At 41.9% G+C, this 22,265-nt stretch carries 14 protein-coding genes; 3 read left to right on the forward strand and 11 right to left on the reverse strand.

Translation table 11 applies throughout. The features are described 5' to 3' along the window. Positions 1–27: 27 nt before the first annotated feature. From AC6JA8_RS14210 to AC6JA8_RS14220, 3 genes are all read right to left on the reverse strand, one after another. A complete protein-coding gene (locus AC6JA8_RS14210) occupies positions 28–6,732 on the reverse strand; it encodes an amino acid adenylation domain-containing protein (protein ID WP_497974389.1) in 6,705 nt (2,234 codons plus the stop codon). Positions 6,733–6,954: 222 nt separating this feature from the next. After that, positions 6,955–7,632, reverse strand: coding sequence for a 4'-phosphopantetheinyl transferase family protein (locus tag AC6JA8_RS14215; RefSeq protein ID WP_497974390.1), 678 nt, complete (start codon positions 7,630–7,632; stop codon positions 6,955–6,957). A gap of 1 nt (position 7,633) precedes the next feature. Further along, a complete protein-coding gene (locus AC6JA8_RS14220; RefSeq protein WP_497974391.1) occupies positions 7,634–8,644 on the reverse strand; it encodes a polysaccharide biosynthesis/export family protein in 1,011 nt (336 codons plus the stop codon). 103 nt (positions 8,645–8,747) lie between these two features. Between AC6JA8_RS14220 and AC6JA8_RS14225 the strand changes: the two genes are divergently transcribed. From AC6JA8_RS14225 to AC6JA8_RS14235, 3 genes are read left to right on the forward strand one after another with little or no spacing between them, the layout of a single operon-like run. Then, entirely contained in the window at positions 8,748–9,851 is a 1,104-nt protein-coding gene (locus tag AC6JA8_RS14225) for a glycosyltransferase family 4 protein (RefSeq protein WP_497974392.1), read from the forward strand. Continuing rightward, complete coding sequence (locus AC6JA8_RS14230; RefSeq protein ID WP_497974393.1) at positions 9,848–11,281, forward strand: oligosaccharide flippase family protein; 1,434 nt, start codon at positions 9,848–9,850, stop codon at positions 11,279–11,281. The genes AC6JA8_RS14225 and AC6JA8_RS14230 overlap by 4 nt, the downstream gene beginning before the upstream one ends. After that, positions 11,265–12,389 carry a glycosyltransferase gene (locus tag AC6JA8_RS14235; protein WP_497974394.1) on the forward strand — a complete coding sequence of 375 codons (1,125 nt, stop codon included), beginning with the start codon at positions 11,265–11,267 and terminating at the stop codon, positions 12,387–12,389. Before AC6JA8_RS14230 ends, AC6JA8_RS14235 begins: the two co-directional genes overlap by 17 nt. Here the strand turns inward: AC6JA8_RS14235 and AC6JA8_RS14240 are convergent. The 8 genes from AC6JA8_RS14240 to AC6JA8_RS14275 form a co-directional block, all read right to left on the reverse strand. Then, positions 12,379–13,584, reverse strand: a complete 1,206-nt coding sequence (locus AC6JA8_RS14240) for a glycosyltransferase (protein ID WP_497974395.1) — start codon at positions 13,582–13,584, stop codon at positions 12,379–12,381. The two genes, AC6JA8_RS14235 and AC6JA8_RS14240, sit on opposite strands and share 11 nt — an antisense overlap. Before the next feature lie 15 nt (positions 13,585–13,599). Further along, complete coding sequence (locus tag AC6JA8_RS14245; RefSeq protein ID WP_497974396.1) at positions 13,600–14,748, reverse strand: glycosyltransferase family 2 protein; 1,149 nt, start codon at positions 14,746–14,748, stop codon at positions 13,600–13,602. Further along, positions 14,748–16,211 (reverse strand): O-antigen ligase family protein, encoded by a 1,464-nt coding sequence (locus AC6JA8_RS14250; protein ID WP_497974397.1) that lies wholly within the window; start codon positions 16,209–16,211, stop codon positions 14,748–14,750. The genes AC6JA8_RS14245 and AC6JA8_RS14250 overlap by 1 nt, the downstream gene beginning before the upstream one ends. Positions 16,212–16,229: 18 nt before the next feature. Beyond that, complete coding sequence (locus tag AC6JA8_RS14255; protein ID WP_497974398.1) at positions 16,230–17,453, reverse strand: GumC domain-containing protein; 1,224 nt, start codon at positions 17,451–17,453, stop codon at positions 16,230–16,232. Between the two features lie 5 nt (positions 17,454–17,458). Continuing rightward, the gene (locus AC6JA8_RS14260) at positions 17,459–18,040 is read right to left on the reverse strand and encodes a nucleotide-binding protein (protein WP_497974399.1); all 582 of its coding nucleotides are present in this window, start codon (positions 18,038–18,040) and stop codon (positions 17,459–17,461) included. An 80-nt stretch (positions 18,041–18,120) separates the two neighbouring features. Then, entirely contained in the window at positions 18,121–19,092 is a 972-nt protein-coding gene (galE, locus tag AC6JA8_RS14265; protein ID WP_497974400.1) for a UDP-glucose 4-epimerase GalE, read from the reverse strand. A gap of 113 nt (positions 19,093–19,205) precedes the next feature. Beyond that, complete coding sequence (locus AC6JA8_RS14270; RefSeq protein ID WP_497974401.1) at positions 19,206–20,522, reverse strand: hypothetical protein; 1,317 nt, start codon at positions 20,520–20,522, stop codon at positions 19,206–19,208. Between the two features lie 62 nt (positions 20,523–20,584). Further along, the gene (locus AC6JA8_RS14275; RefSeq protein WP_497974402.1) at positions 20,585–22,237 is read right to left on the reverse strand and encodes an extracellular catalytic domain type 1 short-chain-length polyhydroxyalkanoate depolymerase; all 1,653 of its coding nucleotides are present in this window, start codon (positions 22,235–22,237) and stop codon (positions 20,585–20,587) included. Positions 22,238–22,265 lie beyond the last annotated feature (28 nt).

A 22,265-nucleotide genomic window follows, 5' to 3' on the forward strand; every position in this document is an offset into this window, starting at 1 on the left:
CACCCCCAAGAACTTTTGAATCCATTCCTACCCTTTAATCTTATAGTACTCTCCTGCTCTTTCTGGATCTTCAACGAACCATGCAGGGTTACCTTTTTCATCTCTTCCGATCTTTGCTCCGACCATCGGTGCACCTTTTTGGTCGAAGATGTTTGGATCAAGCGCGATGTCTGTCTGAGCGCTTTGTCCTTCTTTAATAAAGAGTCCCATTTCCTGCATAGCTTTAACTGATTCTTTAAATGCATTTAAAACTTCTGCCAGGTCTGCATCTGTGTGCGCCAGGTTCACAAACCAAGGGAATCCGTCATAGACGTGAACACCTTTATATCTTAAAAGAGCAAAAAGGATTTCACCACCGTTAATATCCGACTTCCACTTTGGTTTCATCAGAGATCCAAAGTTATCCATCTTGATTGGTGCTTGCTCTGTCATTAAGAACAAGTTCAAATCATCTACAAATTTTTGTGCTTTTTTATTCAATTGATCAAGACGCTCTACTCCGCCTTCTTTTAGAATCTCTAGCGCACCTTTTGCAGCAGCTAGTGCCAATGGGTGACGAACGAATGTACCTGCGAAATAAGTCACTCCGACAGTTGGAGTTGACTCATCTCCGTATTGCCAGTGTCCACCATCAAGGGCGTCCATATACTCTGTCTTTCCTGAAACGATACCAATTGGCATTCCACCACCGACGATCTTTCCGTATGTACAAAGGTCAGCGCGGATACCGAAATACCCTTGAGCACCAGCTGGGTGAACTCTAAAACCTGTGATGATTTCATCAAAGATTAAGCACGTATTTGACTCAAGTGTAATCTTTCTTACTTCTTTTAAGAATTCTTGCGGATGGAAATCTGAACGACGGCTTTGTACCGGTTCAACCAGAACCGCTGCTACTTCGTGGGCCATTTCTCTAATTTTTTGTAGAGATTCAGGAGTTCCGTAATCTAACACGATCATGTTAGAAACCGCTTCTCCATTAATTCCCGGAGCAGCCGGATATGACTTACCGTTTTTAGCTCCTCTTAGAATAACTTCGTCATTGATACCGTGGTACGAGCCACTGAAAACGATAATCTTTTCTCTACCTGTAACAGTTCTAGCGATTCTCATCGCACCTAAAACGGCTTCTGAACCAGTGTTGCAGAAAGCTGTTCTTTCGTTACCAGTTAATTCATTAACAAGATTTGAAACTTCAGCAACTAGCGGATGCTGAGGTCCAAGCTCGATACCTTCTTCAATCTGGCGAAGAACGTATTTTTTAATTCTTTCATTTCCGTTACCAAAGAAGTTTGAACCAAAACCACAAGTCATATCGATATACTTGTTGTCATCTAAGTCCCACAGAGTTTGCAGGTAAGATTTTTTCACAACGATAGGATAAACGATTTCTTTACTCTCTGGTTTAAACCCCGTTACAACACGTGGGTCTGCGTGGTTTACGCGGTTATCTTGAGTAAACTTCTTTGAGCCTTTTGTTTTCGCAATATACTGATCAAAGAAGTTTTTAACTTTTGGGTTTTCTAAAAGTTTTAGCTCAGAGTTTTTCTCTGCAATGATCCTTGCTTGAGCACCAAACGCTTCTTTTACGTTAGTAACACTCACCTTTCCTTTTTTAGGAGCTTCTTCTTTTGTTGCTGCCGGAGCTTGTGAAGCTACTGGGGCCTGAGGCATTGCCTGAGAAGCTGTTGGGGCAGGAATCTGGATTTGAGTTTGCGGGGCAATGGTTTGCGCCACAGGAGAAAGCGCAGCTGTTGGCTGACCACTTAAAAGCATAATCTGCTGAGACATTAACTCAAGCTGACGATTAATAATCGACTCCAATCCTGATCCCGTAGTTGCCGGGCTTAGAGTTGGGATGATCACATTATTTTGCACTGGCATTGGAGCGCTCATCACCGCTTGCTGTTGAATCGGAGCAGGGGCCGCTGGAGTTGGAGCAATGCTTGCTGCTGAAGCAGGTGCCGGGATTGAAGGAATCTGAACTTCAGGAGCTGGGCCTGCCGCCGCAGGAGCATCAACTTTAATATCCACTTTATCAACCAGGTAATTGGCCAGTAAGTTGATTGAAGCATAATCTTCCATCAATTGCCTGAAAGTGATGTTCACCTTTAGCTCTTTCTTTAATAGAAGTGCCACTTGAGTAAGAAATAATGAGTCCATTCCCATTTCTAAAAAGGTCACATCATTGCCATAACTTCCGACTTCCATTCCCGAAGATCTTTCGAAAATTTCGACAAGAGTATTTTGAAGTGTGGTTAATTTTGCATTCATAGGCTTTTCCTCAGTGCGGGGTTCTGATTTTGTATATAAAGTTTTATTAAGAGCTTTTTTCTTGTGATCAAGCCACAGCCTGTTTTCTTCAAAGATATAAACAGGGGCAATCACCTTTCTTCTGTCGCTTTCCTGGAATTGAATCGATGGATCGCTTACCTTGAGTCCTGCTAACCACAGGTCTCCAAGGGCCTTATTAAACGACGCCATTTCCACTTCAGTCTTAGCACCCATAAGAGTGACGATCTTGGCCTCTGAACCAGAGACAAAACTCATCTCTTTCTTTGCCAGATTCGTCAGGATATTTTTCGTTCCCACCTCTAAAAGCAGGATATTCTTTTGTCCTAAAATCTTATTAATGGTACGGGCAAACTGCACCGTATCCACAATATGATTGGCCCAGTACGAAGCTTCTCCAAAAAGATCCGACTCAAGATTAGTCGTCACTGTTGAGTACATGCTTGTCGTTGGTTTATTAAGAGTCAGTCCTTTTAGGAAAGTCTCAAACATTTCCACCGCAGGATTCATCATGCGCGAGTGAAAAGCGTGCGATGTTTTAAGTTCAATCGCGGCAATTCCTTCAAGGGCCAGCATTTCTTTAAACGCCAGAACCTTTGATGTTTCTCCGGCCACAACACATGAAGCTGATCCATTAACAGCAGCAATATCCAGCTCCAGAACTTCCAGGCGTTTTTGCAATTCACTCTCAGGCATTCCCACCGAAAGCATCATCCCTGTTGGAAGCGACTGCATGATCTCTGCTCTCTTGGCAATAGCACGCAGACCATCTTCTAATGAGAACACGCCATTCATTGTCGCCGCTACGAACTCCCCAATGCTGTGACCGATATAACCTTTAGGATTAAAGCCTAAAGCTTTTAGAGTCATTGCCAGTGAATATTCAACGATAAAAATGGCCGGTTGTGAGTAGAAAGTATTATTTAAGTTCTCTTCAGAGCTCTCGCTCAGAATAATGTCTTTTATATTGTACGAAAGGTGCTTGTTAATCAGCGTGCAACACTGATCGAATAAATCTCTAAAGACGGCATTGGCCTCATATAGACCTTTGCCCATTTGCTTATAATGTGATCCTTGCCCAGGGAACATAAAATAAAGCTCAGGAGTTTTTGTGAACTCTCCACTTCCTGAATTAGTCCCGTTAATTTTGGCCAGGTCATTATGAGAGCTTGCCGAAATAAAAGACCTGAACTTGTAGTCTTTTCTTCCCGTCTCAAGCGTGTAAGCAATTTTTTTCCACTCAGTGATGTCTGATTTTTGCAAGAAGCTCAAAAGCTCTTCTCTCATCAGTTTCATTTGTTTTTCAGTTTTCGCTGAAACCTTAAAGAGCGTCGGACTCTGATCGTGAATTGAATTTGAAGCCTCTGCTTTATACTCTTCAATGATCACGTGAGCGTTTGTGCCCCCAACACCAAAAGAGGAAACCCCGGCCCTTCTCGGCCCCTGAGTTTCAGGGAAAGGACGAGTTTCATTCGTAATGATAAAAGGAGAATTATCTAAATCTAATAGTGGATTTGGTTTATGGAAATGGGCCGTTCCCGGAATCATTCCCGTCTTCACGGCCTTCACTGCTTTCATAAAGCTCGCCACACCTGCTGATCCAGTTAAGTGACCAAGGTTGGATTTTAGTGAGCCGAGATAGCAGTAATTTTTAGCTGCCGTTGATTTTCTAAAAGCTTTAGTTAAAGCTTCCACTTCAATCGGGTCTCCAACAGGAGTCGCTGTCCCATGGGCTTCAATGAAGCCAATTGTATCTGCAGTGATATTGGCGTCTTTTTGCGCGCGAAGGATGGCCTCAGCTTGCCCCATTACACTTGGAGCAGTGAAACTCATCTTGTTGGACCCATCGTTATTGATCCCAACACCTTTAATGACAGCTAAAATATTATCACCGTCTCTTTGAGCATCCGAAAGTCTCTTTAAAACAACAACACCACCGCCATCAGTGAATACGGTACCAGTGGCTTCACTGTCGAATGATCGGCACTCACCGTCTTTCGTTAAGATCCCGCCTTCCTGGAATAAGTGTCCAGTGTGAGGAGCTCCAGAAATAGAGATCCCTCCGGCCAGGGCCATGTCGCAGTTTTTCAGGCGTAAGCTCTTTACTGCTTCGATAATAGCGACCAGTGAAGTTGAGCATGCTGTATGAATTGAAAGCGCCGGTCCTCTAAGGTTTAATTTAAAGGCCACACGTGTAGCGATATAATCTTTTTCCAGACCAAGCATAACGTTGAAGTCACCAATCATGGCCACTTTCTCCGGATACTGATCCACTAGACGGTTGTATTTCGAGTTCCCCATTCCGGCAAACACGCCGATTGAACCCTGGAAGTTTTCTGAGTTATAACCCGCCAGCTCCAGACCTTCGTGAGTCAGTTCCAGGAACTTTCTTTGTTGAGGGTCCATCAACTCTGCTTCACGCGGAGTCATCCCAAAAAATTTATTATCAAATGATTCTTGACCCGGGTAAAGGCCTTCGGCAAAAACGTAATTTGGATCGTTGCTCATTTCTTCTGAGACATCCGGATTGATTTCATTTTTGGAGAAGATTTCAATATTGCTTTTTACATTAATCAAATTCGTCCAGAACTCATCAATGTTTTTAGCACCCGGAAATCTTCCGGCCATGCCGATAACAGCAATATCATTTGAAATAAGACCTGTGTTCAGGTCATCTCTTTCAAACAGAGCATCTAGTTCATCTCTTTCATTATTCATGAAAGCGGCAACCTTTCTAATGGTTGGCAATTGAAATAGATCGACAACTGTCAGTTGTTTTTCAGATACGAGATTGATGTCGATTAAGATTTTAATGGCCATCAGCGAGTTACCGCCAAGGTCAAAAAAGTTATCATCAATACCGATTCCCTGAATTTTTAAGTATTTTGTCCAAAGCTTTAAAAGTTTGGCATGAGTTTCATTTTCAACCGCTGCGTACTCCACTGAAAGATCTGGTCTCTCATTGCTTGGAAGCGGAAGATTTTTATAATCCACTTTTCCCGACGGAGTCAGAGGAAGAGCTTTTAATTTAATAAAGTGAGACGGCATCATGTACTCAGGAAGTTCCAGGCGAAGCTTCTCGCGAAGCTCACCGATTTGAGCATTCCCCGTGATATAGGCACAGATCACATTTTCTTCGTTAAGCTCAACAACCTTAACCACACCGCCATCAACATGCTTTTGTTTTAAAAGAGACACTTCAATCTCTCCAAGCTCAATGCGATAGCCTCTGATTTTAACTTGTCCGTCTTTTCTTCCAAGGAAAACGATATTGCCTTCCGGGTTTACAAAACCAATGTCACCCGTTTTATAAATGCGTCCTAGTTTTTCATTGTCTAAGAAACGCTCACTCGTCAGTTCTGGTGAATGGAGATATCCATTCGCTAGGCATGTTCCTGCCAGATATAAATCCCCTTCCACTCCGTCAGTGACAGGGTTGAGATTTTCATCAAGGATATAAACTTGTGAGTTTTTAATTGCCTTTCCAATCGTTGGAAGTCCAGGCCACGCATCAGGATTTCCTTCAAGAGTTAAGCTTGTCACAACGTGAGATTCACTCGGCCCGTAGTGATTGTATAAAAAAGCTCCATTGAGTTTTTTAAAGAAGCTTCTGATGTTTGAAGTAACTTTTAACTGCTCACCAGCTGTCGTCACTTCTTTTAAATTCAAAGGAATCAAATTGTGAGCAACGGCCACTTCAGAAAGGTGGTTAAGAGCGACGTATGGAAGAAAGAGTCTATTGACGTTTTTCTTGATAAGTTCTTTTAAAAGTGCATGAGTGTCTAAGCGCATTTCTTCGCTGATTAACACTAGTTCCCCTCCCATTGAAAGCGTCGAGAACATTTCCTGAAAATGAACATCGAAACTTAACGGAGTAAACTGCAGAGTGATTGTGTCTTTGTTGATCGTCTGCTCGTTTTGCCATTCGATTAAATTCACCAGAGCTTTGTGATTCATCGAAACACCTTTTGGGTTTCCAGTTGAACCGCTAGTGTAAATGACATAAGCAAGATCAATGTTTTTAGAATCAACGATCACTCGCTTCTCAGAAGCAGTGTCGAGATTGATTTTCTCAAAACATAAAACGTCCGCACGAGAGTCAAGAAAGATATTGGTGAACGTTTCGTGGGCAATAATTTTTGAAACGCGCGAATGCGCTACCATGTATTTTAAACGTTCTACCGGGTATTCAGGATCAAGCGGAAGATAAGCAGCTCCGTTTTTTAAAATAGCAATCACTGTGGCCACTAATTCAAACGAGCGCTTCATCGAGACACCGACGACGTCACCTGGCCCGACACCGCTTTGTCTTAAAACATGAGCAATTTTGTTGGATAATTTTTCTAATTCACCATAAGTGCACGCGCGATCCCCCATCGACAATGCGATCGCATTCTCTTTTTCATCAGCTGTTTTTTCGAATAACGAATGGATGAACAAGCCTGGGGTCCTGGTTAAAAATTGCACGAATGACTAAATAATTAATTGATAAATAATAACACTAAGCACCATTCACTTATCGGTAAAGTGCGGAAAATGTAAAGTTTTCATAGCAAATTTGTCAGAAATTCTCAGGCTAAGTCACTGATTTTTAAAATGCCCAAATGGGGGCTAAAAAATCTTTTGAACTAGTCCGGAAAAATCCAACTAGAATCAGGTTTTCTAGTGAGACAGTTCCAGCACAGTTAAACAGGTTTTGTTGTCTACTGTAAAGCGGCCCTCGAATGAAAACCGTGATTTTGGGCCAAAATTGAGGTTAAGGTCACTAACTAAATTGATCACAAATGTTCCGTTATCCAAATCAATTTTTGTGACGGAAGCATCTTCGAAACCAAAAAATTTTTTAACTTGAGGATAGAGAGCTTTATAGAGAGATTCTTTTGCAGAAAAAATAAGAGTCAGCAATTCTTCATCGGAAAATTGGGGATGAGAAAGAAGATCGCCTCCACTCCTGATTTGTTTGGCGAGTTCTAATTTTGTTCTCCCCATGACTTCAAAATCCATTCCTACACCCAGAAGATCGCTGTCTTTTGCAACCGCAGCTCCAACCCAGAATTCATTGTGAGAAATAGTTCCGACTACTCCAGAAGGCCATGCCGGCGAGCGGTCTGGGTTATTTTTTAAATCGTAAAGTGGTTGTTTGGTGCACTCGTAAAATGCTTTTGCAGCACAAAGTCTTCCGAGAAGAAATTCGTCTTTTCTCTTTGGATGAAATCCATCAACAGCACTGTCGTATTGAAGTTTTGAATGCTCGATTTTTAGAGAAGCATCCAGGTCCTCTTCTTTTTTAAGAGCAAAAAAAGAGGACCTGAGAAAAAGATGAGACCAAGGATTTTTCATTCTATAGGGCGATGATTAACAAGGCCGCAGTTGAAATGATACCGGCAATCTGTCCAAAACGGTTTAGCCAAGTGTCCCCTTCTGTTTCGATTTTTGAGTTCATATAAATCGTATCATTGGGGAAAATCACAGGTATTGTTTCTGGTTTATCAAAAGAGAAGTTGATTCTCTTCACACCTTCTTTTGTGTTTCTAAAAACGTAACACTCGTTGTAACCAAGCCCCTGAACCAGTCCACCAGATTTTTCGATGTAGTAATAAAGACCGGCATCTTTTTGGTGAAGAACTTTACCTGGTTTTTGGACACCACCAAGCATTGTGACGAATGGAATTTCACGGCTAGCTCCCGCAAGACTATCTAATTTGGCAACAAAAACACTATCACCACCAAGCCATCTGATTTTATCTACACTCTCAGATGATTCGAAGTAGCGGTTTAATAAAACCTGATAGTCAAAAGTCGATTGTTTTAAAGAAGCTGTGAAGTAATCTACGCTGATATCTCCCTGCACTCCACCTGCTGCATCAACAACAAGATCCAATGTGTCTGAAGGGCGTACTAAATAACGTCCTGGTTTTTTTACCAGACCTCTTACTTCTACCCAGTAGTCTTTTGAAGTCAGAGTGAAATTTACGCTCTCAACACCTTTTTGGAAAAATTTTCTATAAGCATTAAGTACTGTCTCTTTTACTTCGGCAAAAGTTTTGTTCGTTACATCAACATTTACATTGTATGGCAGTTGTAGAATTCCGTTGAAGTCAGCTCTAAACTTTCCGCTTAGTTTGCTGTCACTCGAATGAGACATTGTGAACAAATGCCCAGGGGCCATATACTGAGGGATTTTTGACATATCTGGGACTTCAGAGTTTAATGCGCTCGCAGGGTTGTTGGCCTCTTGGTTCTCCATCACCTTTGCCACGTGCTGAGTGTAGCGAGGATAATCAGAAATCGAATTACTTGAGCATCCTGATAAGAAAACAACAGCACTCAAAAGAAAAAATAAATATTTCACGTCCGTCCCCTAATTCGAAGTATATTTAATATATAAAGTATATATTGATTTTTGAGAATAACACTAATTTCTTTAAAGGCATATTGCCTGGATGACTTTTAAGATGAGAATTGTTCACGTGGCCCAGTTCCTAGGAATCGGGGGGCTGGAAAAAATTGTCTATCACCTTGCCCTTGAGCAACAAAAGCGCGGTCACACTGTAGACATTTACATCTACGATCACGAACGCACATGGGTTGATTTCTTCAGGAAAAGTGGTCTCAATGTCATCACTCCTGAACTGAAAAAACCTGGTTATGATTTCTCGCTTTTAAAGCGCATGGATCATGACTTTCAAGGTTACGATGTCATTCACTCCCACGATCTCAATCCCTTGATGTATCTTGGACCTTTGCGCCTTTGGAAGAAACTCACTTTCAAAAAATGGGGCAAACTTATCCATACAACTCACGGCCTGGATCACATTGATAATTACCCACGCGGCAAACTTTACCAGCAAATCTTCTCGCGCTTAGCTGACAAGATGATTGGTGTCAGTGAAAAGATCGGACTATTTTATACGCGCGACATAGGCCTTGCTGCAAAAAAAGTGGCCGTTATCCAAAATGGTATCTCCACATACGAAGGAGAGATCACTCCTGAAATGCGCGCTGAAAAAAAGGCATGGCTGGCCGCTCGTCATGGTCTTGATGTCAACCGACCTATTATTCTTTCACTTTCACGAGTCGTTCCTCTCAAAGATCAAAAGTTTTTGATTGAAGCTCTAAAGAAAAGACCTTTCTATCAACTCATCGTTGCCGGCCCACCAAGTGAGCAAGGCTATTACGATGAACTAAAAAAAATGGAAGACCAAAATATTAAGATGGTCGGCTCACAGGAATTGGTGGCCGATTACAATATGGGCTCTGATATGTATGTCAGTGCTTCGACTCACGAAGGAATCCCTGTTGCCGTCCTTGAAGCTATGGCGGTGGAAACTCCTTGCCTGGTCAGCAAAATTCCTGGTCACATGACTCTTTTAAAATACGGCGATTACGTGGAGCTTTTTAAACTCCACGACCAAGATGACTTCTTAAATAAGTTCGACGAAATGTTTGCCCGTATCTATCAAACACAAAAAAATGCGCAAAAGGCACGAGGCCTGGTTGAAGATCACTATTCAGTTAAAACGATGGTGAATAATTATTTCAAGGAATATGAAGCATGATTGGCCTTCACAAGCTCAAGGCCGGTCACTGGCCGGTTTTTCTCATCTCTATGGTCTCGGCCATCACCAATTTGTTTTTGCCAGTTGTCCTGGTTCGTATTCTTGATCCTGTTGATATCGGGATCTACAAGATCTTCTTTCTTTATGCTCAGTCGATCACTTTTCTTTCCCTAACCGGTGGACCGCTTTATAGCGTCTACTTCTGGATTGGCAAAAAAGAAAACTCGCTTCGTTATGTTGAGCACGCCTGGGTTTTAAGTTTTGTTCTCAGCGTAGTTTGTGCGATTGTCGGACTTCTTTTTTCAGTTCCACTCTCGCATGTTATCTCTATCACTCAAACACAAACGATCCTGCTACTTCTTTCGGCCATCACCGCAGCTCCGGCTTCTTTTTATGGTGAGTACCTGATCGCCAAAGGAAGACGCATCAACGGAAGCTTATTCAACAGTGGTTTTGAAATCATTAAAGGGATTGTTATCATCGCTTTAGTTTATGTCACAAGACACATCAATGCTGCTTTTTGGGGCTTTACTGCCCTCTTCTTGATTAAGCTTGCTCTTGCAGCCTATCTTGGAAAAAAAGAAAAGGTCCTGACTTTCGAAGTCGATAAAGAAAAACTAAAAGATGTTTGGCGTTACTGTGCACCTATTTCAATAGCCGGCGTTCTTAGTTTTTTCCTGGAAAAAGTAGATATGATTCTCCTTTCATCTCAACTGACTCCTGAAAGCTTTGCTTTCTACTCGATGGGGTGTTTAGCTGTACCACCACTTTATATTCTGGAAATGTCGGTGCAAAAAGTCCTGGTTCCTGCTGTGTCTGGCGCCTTTCACACTGGTGATAAACTGAGCATGATTCAGCATTATAGAAAAGCTCAAAGCGATATTGCTTATCTCATGATCCCTGCCGTTTTCGGTTTGATTATCTTTAACCGCCCGATCATTGAAATTCTTTTCACCGATCAGTACATGCAGTCAGCAGTTTACTTAAAAGTTTTCGCTTTAACATATCTTGCCTACATCATTCCTCACGACGCCATTCCCAGAGCAACCGGACAAACGAGTTGGGTTTTAAAAATGTATTTAATCCTGACTCCACTTTCAATTGTTGTGGTTTATTTCTGCGCCGGGATTTGGGGGGCGATGGGTGCCCTTATTTCCAGCATGGTCTTCTTTTATTTGCCAAAAATCCCGGGACTGATTTACTCATCTCAAATTACCGGTTACCCAATTAGGAATCTGATCGCCTGGAAGTCTCTCGCTCTTTATGTTGGTATGAATGCTATTTTAATGATTGCTTGTTATGCTTTAAAAAATGTTTTTTCATCAGAAAAAATGTGGTTTTTAGTACTGAGCCCGATTTACGCTGCTCTCTATTTAGGAGTGGTAAACTACTTAAGACACTTAAAAGGAAAACATGAACTCAAAGCCTAAGGCCTATAGACCAGTTCTCGTTCTTGCTCCCGGTGTCCTTGCCGGTGCTGAAAAAGTTGTCCTTACAGGACTTGCGGCCTTGTCCGCTATTGGTCTTAACCCTTTGATGGTTATTATCAGAGAAACAAGAATCCCTCACCTGGCCCACGACTTTGAAAAAATAATTCCTTCTCACATTGATTACCGCATTATCGATTCGACGAAAGCTTTAGATATAGAGCTTCCCAAAAGACTTAGAGAATCCCTGCAAGATCAAACACTCCCTTTGATTCTTCATAGCCATGGTTTTAAAGCGCTTATTGCTTGTTATATGAGCAAAGGAAAACATCCGCACATTCACACTCACCATGGAAACACGGCCCACACATTCAAAGTGCGCATCTATGAAAAGATCGCCATGATGACAATGAAGTCTTGTCGTGTGGTGGTTGCTGTTTCTTATAAAATGAAAGATGAACTGGAAAAATCGCTACGCCCTTTTAATCGCATCGTTGTCATTGAAAATATGCTTTCATTAAAAAATGCAGCGAAAATTAGAAGTGAAAGAAAAAATCTTGTAACTGAAAGCGAGATCATCAAACTTATCTACGTCGGGCGCATAAGCCCCGAAAAAGGACTTCTCCCATTTTTAACAGCATGGTCGATGACCCCGGAAAGAAAACGTTTTCACCTTACTGTCCTGGGAGATGGTGTTGACAGGGCCGCAGCTGAAGCCTTTGCCCGAGACAACGGGCTTCTTGAACAAATAACTTTTCACGGTTTCGTAAGTGATCCTTCAAGCTACTTCACGTCACCCGATATTCTCATTATGCCAAGCCTGCGAGAAGGCCTGCCAATGACATTAATAGAGGCCCTGGCCTCTGGTGTTCCAGTCATTGCCAATAACGTAGGTGCCATTGCCAGTATGGTTACTCATAATCACAACGGCTTTTTTGCAGAGGATTTTTCACCAGAGAGCTGGGTGAAGGTTCTAGAGGCAACACTACAGAATGTCTCTCGCTGGAAAAAACAAGCTGAAAGTGAAGCCCAGGGAATTGAAGAGCGCTTTAGTGCTGATTCATGGGCACAAAAAACCCGTGAGCTTTATCAAAAAGAAATCAATTCATAACAGAGTCAAAGGCCTTTGCCCCAATGGCCTTCGGTGAATACACCGACTCCAATTCTTTAAAAGCAGCTGCGGCCATGGCCTTCCCCATTTGACGGTCAAGTTTATTAAGAGTTGCAATCCACTCTTCTTTAGTCTCTGCTTTAAAATAATCGTTAAGCCCACTTCCCTGCACTCCCATGTCTGTTGCAACAATAGGCATGCCTTTTGAGATACTTTCAATAACTTTAATTCTCGTTCCAGATCCATAACGAATGGGGATAATGCTGTAGTCGCAATCGCGGTAGACAGCATCTAAGTCTTTAACGAAACCAAAGAACTTTATTCCAGGCTGTTTGAACAATTCAGTTCCCCAGCTTGAGTCACCACTGCCAACAATGTGCAGTTCAAGTTTCTTCTGATCAACTTTCGGCCAGACTTCTTCCAAAAACCACTTGAGTCCGTCTTTATTAGGCGCCCAGTCCATCTTGCCTAGGAAAAGAAGTTTTAATGGAGAAGATTCACTGATCTCTTTTTTCTCTTCGATTTTTTTGAAATCTAATCCTACCGGGATGAGAGATAGTTTTTCTTTTTCATTCGGGTTTAAATCTTCAAAACGCTTTAAGTCTTCAGGAGCAATACACCAGACTTTCTTAGCCCTTTTAATCAGACTTGATTCCAGGGCACTCATCTTCTGCCCTTGCCACAATAAGAGCTTGCTGATGATTGTGTTATTTGTTTTAGCGGCCGCTGTCGACCAAAGATCCCCTTCTACATTATGAGCGCGGTAGACCACTTGAGTGTTTTTAAAAGCAGGAATGTCTTTAAAAGTTGTATACGGGTGAAGGCCGTCAAAAACAACCAGGTCATAAGACCTGTGAGTTAGGACCTGGTTTACTTCTCTTTTTAGTTTTGATGTCAGGAAGTATCCTGTCGTCACAGGGAGTGCAGGTGATTTTAAAAAACTTGTTCCTAAAAAAAGAAGTTTTTCTAGTTTGCCAGGAGCTGAAGCTTTTTTGAAAAAATAAACATTTGTTGGATTGAATTCTTTGTTGTACTCGCTCAAGTGAAGCTCATCCGAGTCCTCTTCATTAAAAAGCATAATATCAAGTTCATTAAAATGTGGTCGGACAGATTTTAACAAGGCCTGATTCGCTACGCGTGCGCCATCGCGGACAGGAAAAATTCCTTTGGGTACAACCCACAAACACCTTTTCATTCGATTATCCAAAATTTAATAGACGTTGGTTTCCCAAGTCGCTTCTAAGTCTGTTGTTAATGTTAAATAAAGCGCTTTTAAACTCGCCGAGTTTACAATGACAAAATAAGTTGGGATAGAAGCAATCTTCCCCAGGAGCCCCGGAGGTCTCCACAACATTCCCAACAAGGCCATCGAGTAACATAAAAACTGCGCCACCATTAAGACATCAACCAGCATATTATTTCCCCAGATGAAGGCCGCCAGGTTGACAATAAAAAGCATGATTAAAAATACGGGGACAAGCCATCTAAGAACTTTATGACCAAAGAGTTGCAGTAAAACAAAAGTGTGGTCTTTGAAATTTAGTCTTCTAAAAGCGTATAAAAAACCTTTCATCCCGCCGCGGATCACACGCACACGCATGTTGAATTCTTGCGAAGGTTTTTGAGTTGTTCTCTCATATGAAACCGCCTCTTCTTCATAGGCAATGCGATACCCTTGGGCCACGATCATGAGAGGCTCAGTAAAGTCTTCAATAATATTTGGTGGAAGAACATGGTAGAGCTTTCTTCTAAAAGCATTGATGCAACCGATGGCCCCTGTCAGAGTGTGCATACGGCTTTGGGCCCTTTTAATCGCCAGCTCATAATTCCAGTAAATCTTAGTTGCCAGTCCCATTGAGCTTTGACCTTTTTCAAAATAAGTCAAATTCCCACTTACCATTCCAATTGTTGGATCAGCAAAATTGCGTACCATCTTTTTAATAGCATCTTTTTTGTAAACAGCAGTCGCGTCTGAGAAAACAATAATCTCTTTTCTCATCGCCAGCACTGCCTGATTTCTTGCTTCGGTTTTTCCAACCCGGCCTTCCACTCTAAAGAGTCTCACTCCGTCTTTTTCAAAACTCTTTACGATTTCATCTGTGCGGTCAGTTGATCCATCAGAGACAACAACGATTTCCAGTTTGTCTTTTGGGTAATCTAACTCCAATGAGTTTTTAATCTTGTCAGCAATTCCCTCTTCCTCATTGTAGGCAGCAATGAGCAGTGAAACTTCCGGAAGAAAGTTGTCATCTTTTTTAACTTTGCTATTTGAAAAAAGAGATAGGAAAAGAATCGTTAATGGGTAACCGGCATATGAATAGAAAATAATAAAAAGTAAAAAGAGAATCAGGTAGTTCATCAATGTAACCCTTTAGCGAGTACCGCGGCCTCAAGCCCTTTGGTCGGCACTTTCACTTCATCCTTGAGATAAAACTGGCCAGAGGCCACCGTTAACCCTAACAGGATATAAGGATACAACATATATGTGTGAGATAAAAATGTTATTGCTGTTCCGTAAGAGAGCATGGCGAGGATAAACTCGGGGTGCTCGTTTCTCATCACCCACGCTGATCTCAATGAGAAAATCCAAATCCCTACATAAAAACAGAATCCGACAATTCCAGTTTCGGCCAGGGCCAAAAGCCAGGTCGAGTGCGCTGTTTTATGTTTTCCTTCCGTTCCAACGTGACCATCAGTGTATGTTAGAAGGTTAAGAGGATATCCGTCGTAACCGACACCTAAAAGCGGGTGCCTGATTCCCATATTAAGGGCCGCAGTCCAATAGATCTTTCTGTTGTTGGTTGAACCTTCAACATCTTCGGCATTTCTTTTAATCATCGACATCGCACCAATACTTAGGAGCATTCCCAAAGCTACAATAATAGTTGCCATTTTTTTATTCTGAGCTTTAAGCCAGAACCATCCAACAATCAGTGTCCCTACACCAAGAACAGCTCCGCGCGATTTTGATTGCCAGATCAGGTAAGCATAAAAAGAGAAAATAATCAGACCCAAAAGGTATCTGAAAAAAGAAACCGTAATCCCTTTTAAGAAGGCCAGCGTAAAGGGGATCACGAGAATCATAATCGCCGCAATGTCGTTTGAGTTCTCTAAGATACCAACGCTGGTTAAACGCTCACCATCGGCCACTTTTCCCAGGAAAAATGAATTGTAAAAAGACATCGCTGCTTTTTCAGTGATCCCTAAAACCAGGGCAGACTGAACCGGAAGGATGTATTCTTTTTTATCAACAACATTCACAATCAGGAAGTAAACGATAATCCCCTTAATAAAGATTTCGTTGTAATTGATTAGAGCTCCCACTAACTGGAAGGAAGGTATGATTGAAAAAAATGTCCAGATAGCAAAAAAGAGAACGAAAGCACTCGCCAGGTTCCATTGGAAATAAAATCTTTTTCTAATGATCTTGTGACCGATAAAACTTAAAAAGCACAGGATAAAGATATCTCTCGGCATCCCCGCCATCATTTGGTCATTCTTAAAAATTTCCCACGGTCTGGAAATCAGAAGGAAAATGAAAAACGATACGGCGTATTTTGGGTCAAAGATAGAAAACGTGATCAGGAAGGCAAAAGCAAATCCCAGGACAATCCCCAGGCTTCCCCACTCGTTTAACAATAGAGCATAAACTCCCAGGAAGATCCCGATGAGTAAAGGCCCGATGAATTTAAGATTGACGTGCTCAAGGCGATCGAAAGTACCGGCGGCCTGGTCTCTCCAGGCAAAGTACATAAAGAACACACATAGTGAGGTTATGATAAACTGATGAAGCGTGAATAAAAAGTCATCTCCAGCTATCATAACCAGCGCCTCTCGCTATTAATTGTCCAGAGCGATTCTGTTAGAGATATTGCTTTCAAGAAGTTTTCTTTCTTCCCAAATGATCGCAGTATTGGTCATAAGACCTTCTTCTCCAATGTGAGGCAGAACTCCAAAGTATTCACCTTTTAAGTCGCGGGCCATTGCACGTGCTCTCTCCGATGGAGAAAGTTGCATAATTTCATTGTAGAAAACGTACCCGAAACAAAGAACCAGACCGATCATGAATCCAAGGCTGGCAAAAAGTCTTTTCTTAGGAAAAAGTGGTGAAGACGGGATTTGAGGAGCGATAATAACTCCAATGTATCCCGGTAAGCTTTTTCTTTCGATATCAAGAGCTACGTTGATGTCGTTAAATTTTGTATAAAGTTTTGAAGCGATGTTTTGAGAGATTTCTTTATCTCCGGCCATTAGAAGTGGAGCATCTGAATACTCTTTAGTTCCATCTTCATTGATCGCTTTTTCTGTTTTTTCAGCTTTGGCTTCAATTTCTTCTAACCAATTTTGAATCGTCGCTTTTCTTTGCTCTAATTTTACGATGCGCGGGTGGTGCACGTTAAATTGCATTTTTAAAGCGCTTAGGTCTGAGTTGATTTTAGCAATTTCTGATCTTAAAACGTCCGGGTTCTTTGAGGCCAGAGCGTTGGCAGAAATTGAGTCTTCAGTGATTTGTTTTGTCACGTTTACTGACTCAAGTTTTTGCTGGATTGTTTTCTTAGCGTTTTCAATTGTCTCAATTCTTGAATTGATGAATGTCGCCTTTACTGCGTCCATAACTTTTTTTGTCACTTCATAAGTAACCGTCGGGTCGCCGTAAGAAAATGAAACGTGGTAAGACTGCCCCCCTGTTGAGAACAGTTCAAATCTGTCTCTTAACTGCTCGCGAGCTTTTGAAAGCTGTTGTGGAGTCATGTTTGGAGCATAGATTTTAAATTCATTTCCGATTGAATCGATGAATTCGTCATTTAATGTTTCTTTTACCATCGAATCAGTTGTCTGAGTCATTTCGGCAATTGAGTTCATTCCCGGGATAACTTCACTGATCAATGCGTTCTTAAAGTACTTTGAATAAATATTGAGCTCGAATTCTGAGCGGTATGTTTTTGGAAGAATAAAACTTAACTGCACCAGACACAGAACGCTGGCAAGCATGATAATCGCCAGAGGTTTTTTATAGAAAACCAGCAGGCTAAAAAAATCTCTGATGTAAATTTTTTCTTTCATATATTCTACTTGTTAAAAAGGACACCTAGAACGTCCTTGCGGTTTTGCTCTAGTTCCAATTGCAGTTTATTTACGCTTCTTCCAAATGACTTCTCTGTGCTCACAATAATGTTTGAGTGAGTGCTTACGCGCACAGAGTGGTCGTTTGTTCCACTCGTCATCGTATCAACAATCACCAGGTCATACTCAGTTGAGAATGAATTCACCAACTGGTTCGTGTAAAGACCGTCATAAGCATTTTTAAGCCAGTTCATATCGATGTTTTTAAGTCTGAAAATCTGGAAGTCGAACGGGTGGCCTTGAACCATACCGTCTTGAGTTTTTTCTTTTTCGTAAGCTTTCAAGTATTGGTTTAAAAGCGGGTCTCCGTCTGGATTTAAATCAATCAGAAGGATTTTAAATTTATAAACTTCAGAAAGACCACGAGCTAAAAGCATCGACACAGTCGTCTTTCCTTCTGAACGCTTCTCACTCAAAACGCTGATTGAACGCAACCCTTTCGTTGTGTGCTTATAGTGAATACGTTGAATCATTGAACTGATCGGACCTGCGTCCCAAACAGTCGTTGCATGCGTTTCATTCATCATGAGTCACCTTAAAAAAATACACCTATTATTTAGTTCACAATACCAAAGCCCAACGGTCCTTAATAGGGACCTTGTAATAGTTACTTAAGCTTCTTTTCCCACTCAATCGCGGACTTCACGATATAGTCGAGGTCGTTGTATTTAGGTTGCCACCCTAAGACAGTCTTAATTTTTTCTGCCTTTGAGATTAATTCCACGGCATCCCCTGCACGTCTCGGGCCCATTTCAACATTCAGCTTTTGCCCGATGTAAGACTCAACAGCTCCAATAACCTCTTTAACCGTAAAACCGTGACCGTATCCACAATTTAACACTTGTGACTTACCACCCTTATCCAGGTAAGACAGAGCGTCTAAATGGGCCTGGGCCAGGTCATCGACGTGAATATAGTCGCGGATACATGTCCCATCTTTGGTCTTATAGTCTGTCCCAAAAATGGACATTCCAGCTCTCTTTTTCGTTACGACTTCCGCCGCTGTTTTTAGCAAGTGAGTCGCTCGAGGTGTCGACTGCCCGATTTTCCCTGTTTTGCTAGCGCCTGCAACGTTGAAATAGCGAAGAGCTACATAAGAGAAATCGTGGGCATTAGAAACGTCTTCCAGCATCCACTCTGTCATCAGTTTTGAGCGTCCGTATGGATTGATTGGACTCGTTGGTGTCTCTTCAGAGGCCACACCACTTTCCGGCATGCCATACACTGCTGCTGTCGAAGAAAAAATGAATTTCTTCACTCCATACTTTAAGCATGTTTTAATGAGTGCCGCTGAGTTTTCCGTGTTGTTTTGATAGTAAAGCGTAGGGTTTGTTACACTCTCAGGAACAACGATACTTCCTGCGAAGTGAAGAACAGCTTCAATTTTATGATCAGCAAAAACCTGGTCGAGCAAAGCTTGATTGCGTAGGTCTCCGATGATTAATTTTCCGTAGAGTATATTCTCTGGCCTTCCGGTTGTAAGGTTATCGAGAATGATAATATCTTTTCCCGCTTCCCCCAAAAGACTCACTACATGGGAACCAATGTAACCAGCTCCACCTGTCACTAAAACGCTCATAATCTCTTCCTGTTTCTTAAATTAGAGTTGGGCAATAATATCACTAAATGAAAAGCCCCATAGCAATTTTTGTATTAATTACACGATAGGTTGTCTTGAACTTCTCTAAAGTTTTACTGGTTAATCGCTTTTTCGCGGTAGCCGTATAGCCCCTGATTAACGATAAAGTTCGTAGACACATTGAAGATCACCGCTTTGGTGAATGATAGTTTCGCATTATCCTGTCCCATGCAAAGCATTTTATAGGTAATGAAATTCTGCGCGATACTCTTTGGTATCTGAACAGCATAAAACACTGTATTAAATGCGTAGCGGTCGAGTCCAGCGTCACCAGTGTCAATCCACTGGCCTTTGCTTTCTTCGTAAACCTGGGCCATGGCCGCAAGAACCAGGACCTCTTGAACTTCCGGGCGATCTAAATCTGCGTGACTCAGGTTATTCCAGTCCACATTGTTTTCATCGACAGAATTTCCTTTCACTCCCAGGCTAATTCCCTCTGGAAGACTCTTTAGTGCGCTCACTACTTCTGCTTTATATTTACGGTAAAGCCCGCGCTCATTGTAGCTCTTTAAAAGCTTTTCAATTTCAGCTTTGTTTTCAGGATTCTTTTTTAGCTCTTCAATGCGAGCTTCAGCTTTTTCTCTTTCTTTATTAAACATTGGATCGTAGATGGCCACATCAGTAAGCCCCATCACTCGTCCCATCAGGTAACTCTTAAGTGATTTCACAATCTGAGTGTCCGTTGCTTTTGTCTGGATACTTCCACCCACGTAAGAAAACAGCAGGGTAATCCCAACGTCATAACCAAGCTTAGCAAACCATTCACCATTGATGTCTTTATCCATGTTGTAGAAAGCGTAACTCGCTCCCAGCGTCCCCAGGTTAAGGGCCAGGTTAAAGCGTTTAAAGTCGCGGGCTGCGTTCTTATTCACATCATTTGGACGAAGCGCTCTACAGCCGTAATAAAGCTCTTGGTAGCGTCTTTCCTGCTCTGGGCTTAGCTTCTTTGCCAATGACTTTTCCTGGATCTTCTTTTCGTGCTGGATGAATTTTTTAATGTGTTTTGAATTGATCTCTCTAGAGTCCAGCTGGGCAATATCAAGGATCGCCACCTTTTGCTCTTTATCGCTTAAGCTTAAAACGTAAGTCAGGTAGTTTTTCACGCGGGCAAGACTCACTTCCTGAGTCTGCATATTAAGGCCTTCAATTAAAAGCTTGATGTCTGAATCAGAAAAGCCAAGAGATTTAGCTTCGTCTAAGAATTTCTTTTTCTCACTCGCTTTCCAGTTATTTTTTAAAAGCGAGACGTTTTCTTTTTTGTCCGCCTTCGCGATGAAATCGAGCATGATCGAGCGGCAATCACTTGGTGAGGCTGCCATAACATGGGATGTGATCCCGAAAAAAAGGATAAATAACAACGTTTTATACATACCCAGATTTTAACTAAAAACCCGGGCACGATGGTGAAAGCATGAAAAAATGACAGGGACTTTTAGAGGTTTTTCTCTCTCCAGATCCCATCAGTTCCAAGGACTAAAGTAAATCTACTATAACCGTATTTGAGGTACCAGAAGCCGTATTCGTCCCAATTCAAGCGCTTAGCTTCCATATGCTCCTGAAGTGTCGATGTCGCCGTGTTTGGCCCTGATGTAAAAGAGAATTGTTGAGCTCCGCTTAGAAGACCTGATTCATTTTCTGCGACGACCACTGCTTCGTGAGCACCCTCTGCTAAAGAGCATGTCTTAAAGTCCCACATCGTATTTTCAACAGGCACAGAATAATTATCTTCTCCATCAATTGTGATGTGAACGTTGGTGACTTTATCTCCGCCGTTATTGACCGCCTGACCTTCAATTGAAAAACATCCCAGCACACTTTGGTAGCGGGTGTTGAAAATCTGAGGAAGATTGACACCGGCCACTTCTCCTAACCACGATGAGCGTTTAAAAGTGCGTTTTGTTCCCAAGGCATTCATGACATGGAAATCAAAAAAGTACTCTCCATCAGGGAGAACTTTTGAAAAGCCACTAAAGCGGCTGTCTCTTCCTACGACGACCTTGACTGTATCAACAACTTCCTGTGTGTCTTTTTTCTTCACCTGGATATCAATCGTTTTTACCCATTCTTTTGGAATCGTCAGAGTCCCTGAGACGATGAATTTTGACTCCTTCGTTTCAATCGGATCAATCATCACTTCCGGCAGGCTCACCAGTTGCGAGCGGCGGTTGTTCGTAAAGAAAAACTTCGCCAGGTAGTCGGGGTAATTGATGCTTTTTTTATTGATGAACGATCCCCCATTTCCACCTTGACCAGCAGGCCAGTTGTGTCCCAGGTTGGTGTTCATAATCAGAGAAACGCGAGGCCCTTTGTCATCTGACCACAGCGTTCCAGCTCCATCAGTGTTTGTTCCTGCTAATTTTTTTGTATCGAAAGTAGACTTATTATTAGCACCATAAATTGTACGCATGATCTCAGCGTTATTAGTGTTAAAAGCTGTGTTTACAATAAAGTCATTGTTGCCGTAAATAATCGACGTCAGTTGAGTTTTAAAAAATTCTTCTTTGCCACTTCCTAATTTTTTACAAGCAGCGAGCATCGATTCATAAGATGTTTTCGGGCGAGAGATTTCACTAGAAGATGTCCCCGTTGAAGGACCGGCGTTGATGCCAATTCCTGCAAACATTTCAGGAACCATACAACCAAGAACCATCGTCTCTCCTCCACCAGAGGAAAGACCTGAGAGATAAACTTGAGCGGCATCAATATTTAATTCTGCTTTTGTCAGCAGTGCTTGAACTAATTTAATCAAAGGAGCATTGTGACGGTTGCTCATCGTATGGTCAGCTCCGTAATAATCCCAGCACCCCGCAATCACTCCACCATTTGGAACTTTCGGAAGAGCGACAATCATATTGTAATCGTCAGCTGTGTTTTCCCAGTTGCCGTCTTTTTTTAAGTCTTCTGCTTTTTGTGAGCATCCATGAAGATTGACCATCAAGGCCCTTTTTTGTGCTTTCGCCACTAAGGGAGCTGTTGTCTTGGGAAGATAGTAATGGACCTGGACGCCTTCAATCGTTTCAAACTTCCATTCTGCAAAGACAGGAGCGCTTACTAAAAGAGATAAAAGAACAAGCATGTTTTTCATGATAACTCTCACGGTCAGGTTGAATTGA

The sequence above is a fragment of the Bacteriovorax sp. HI3 genome, assembly GCF_059738875.1.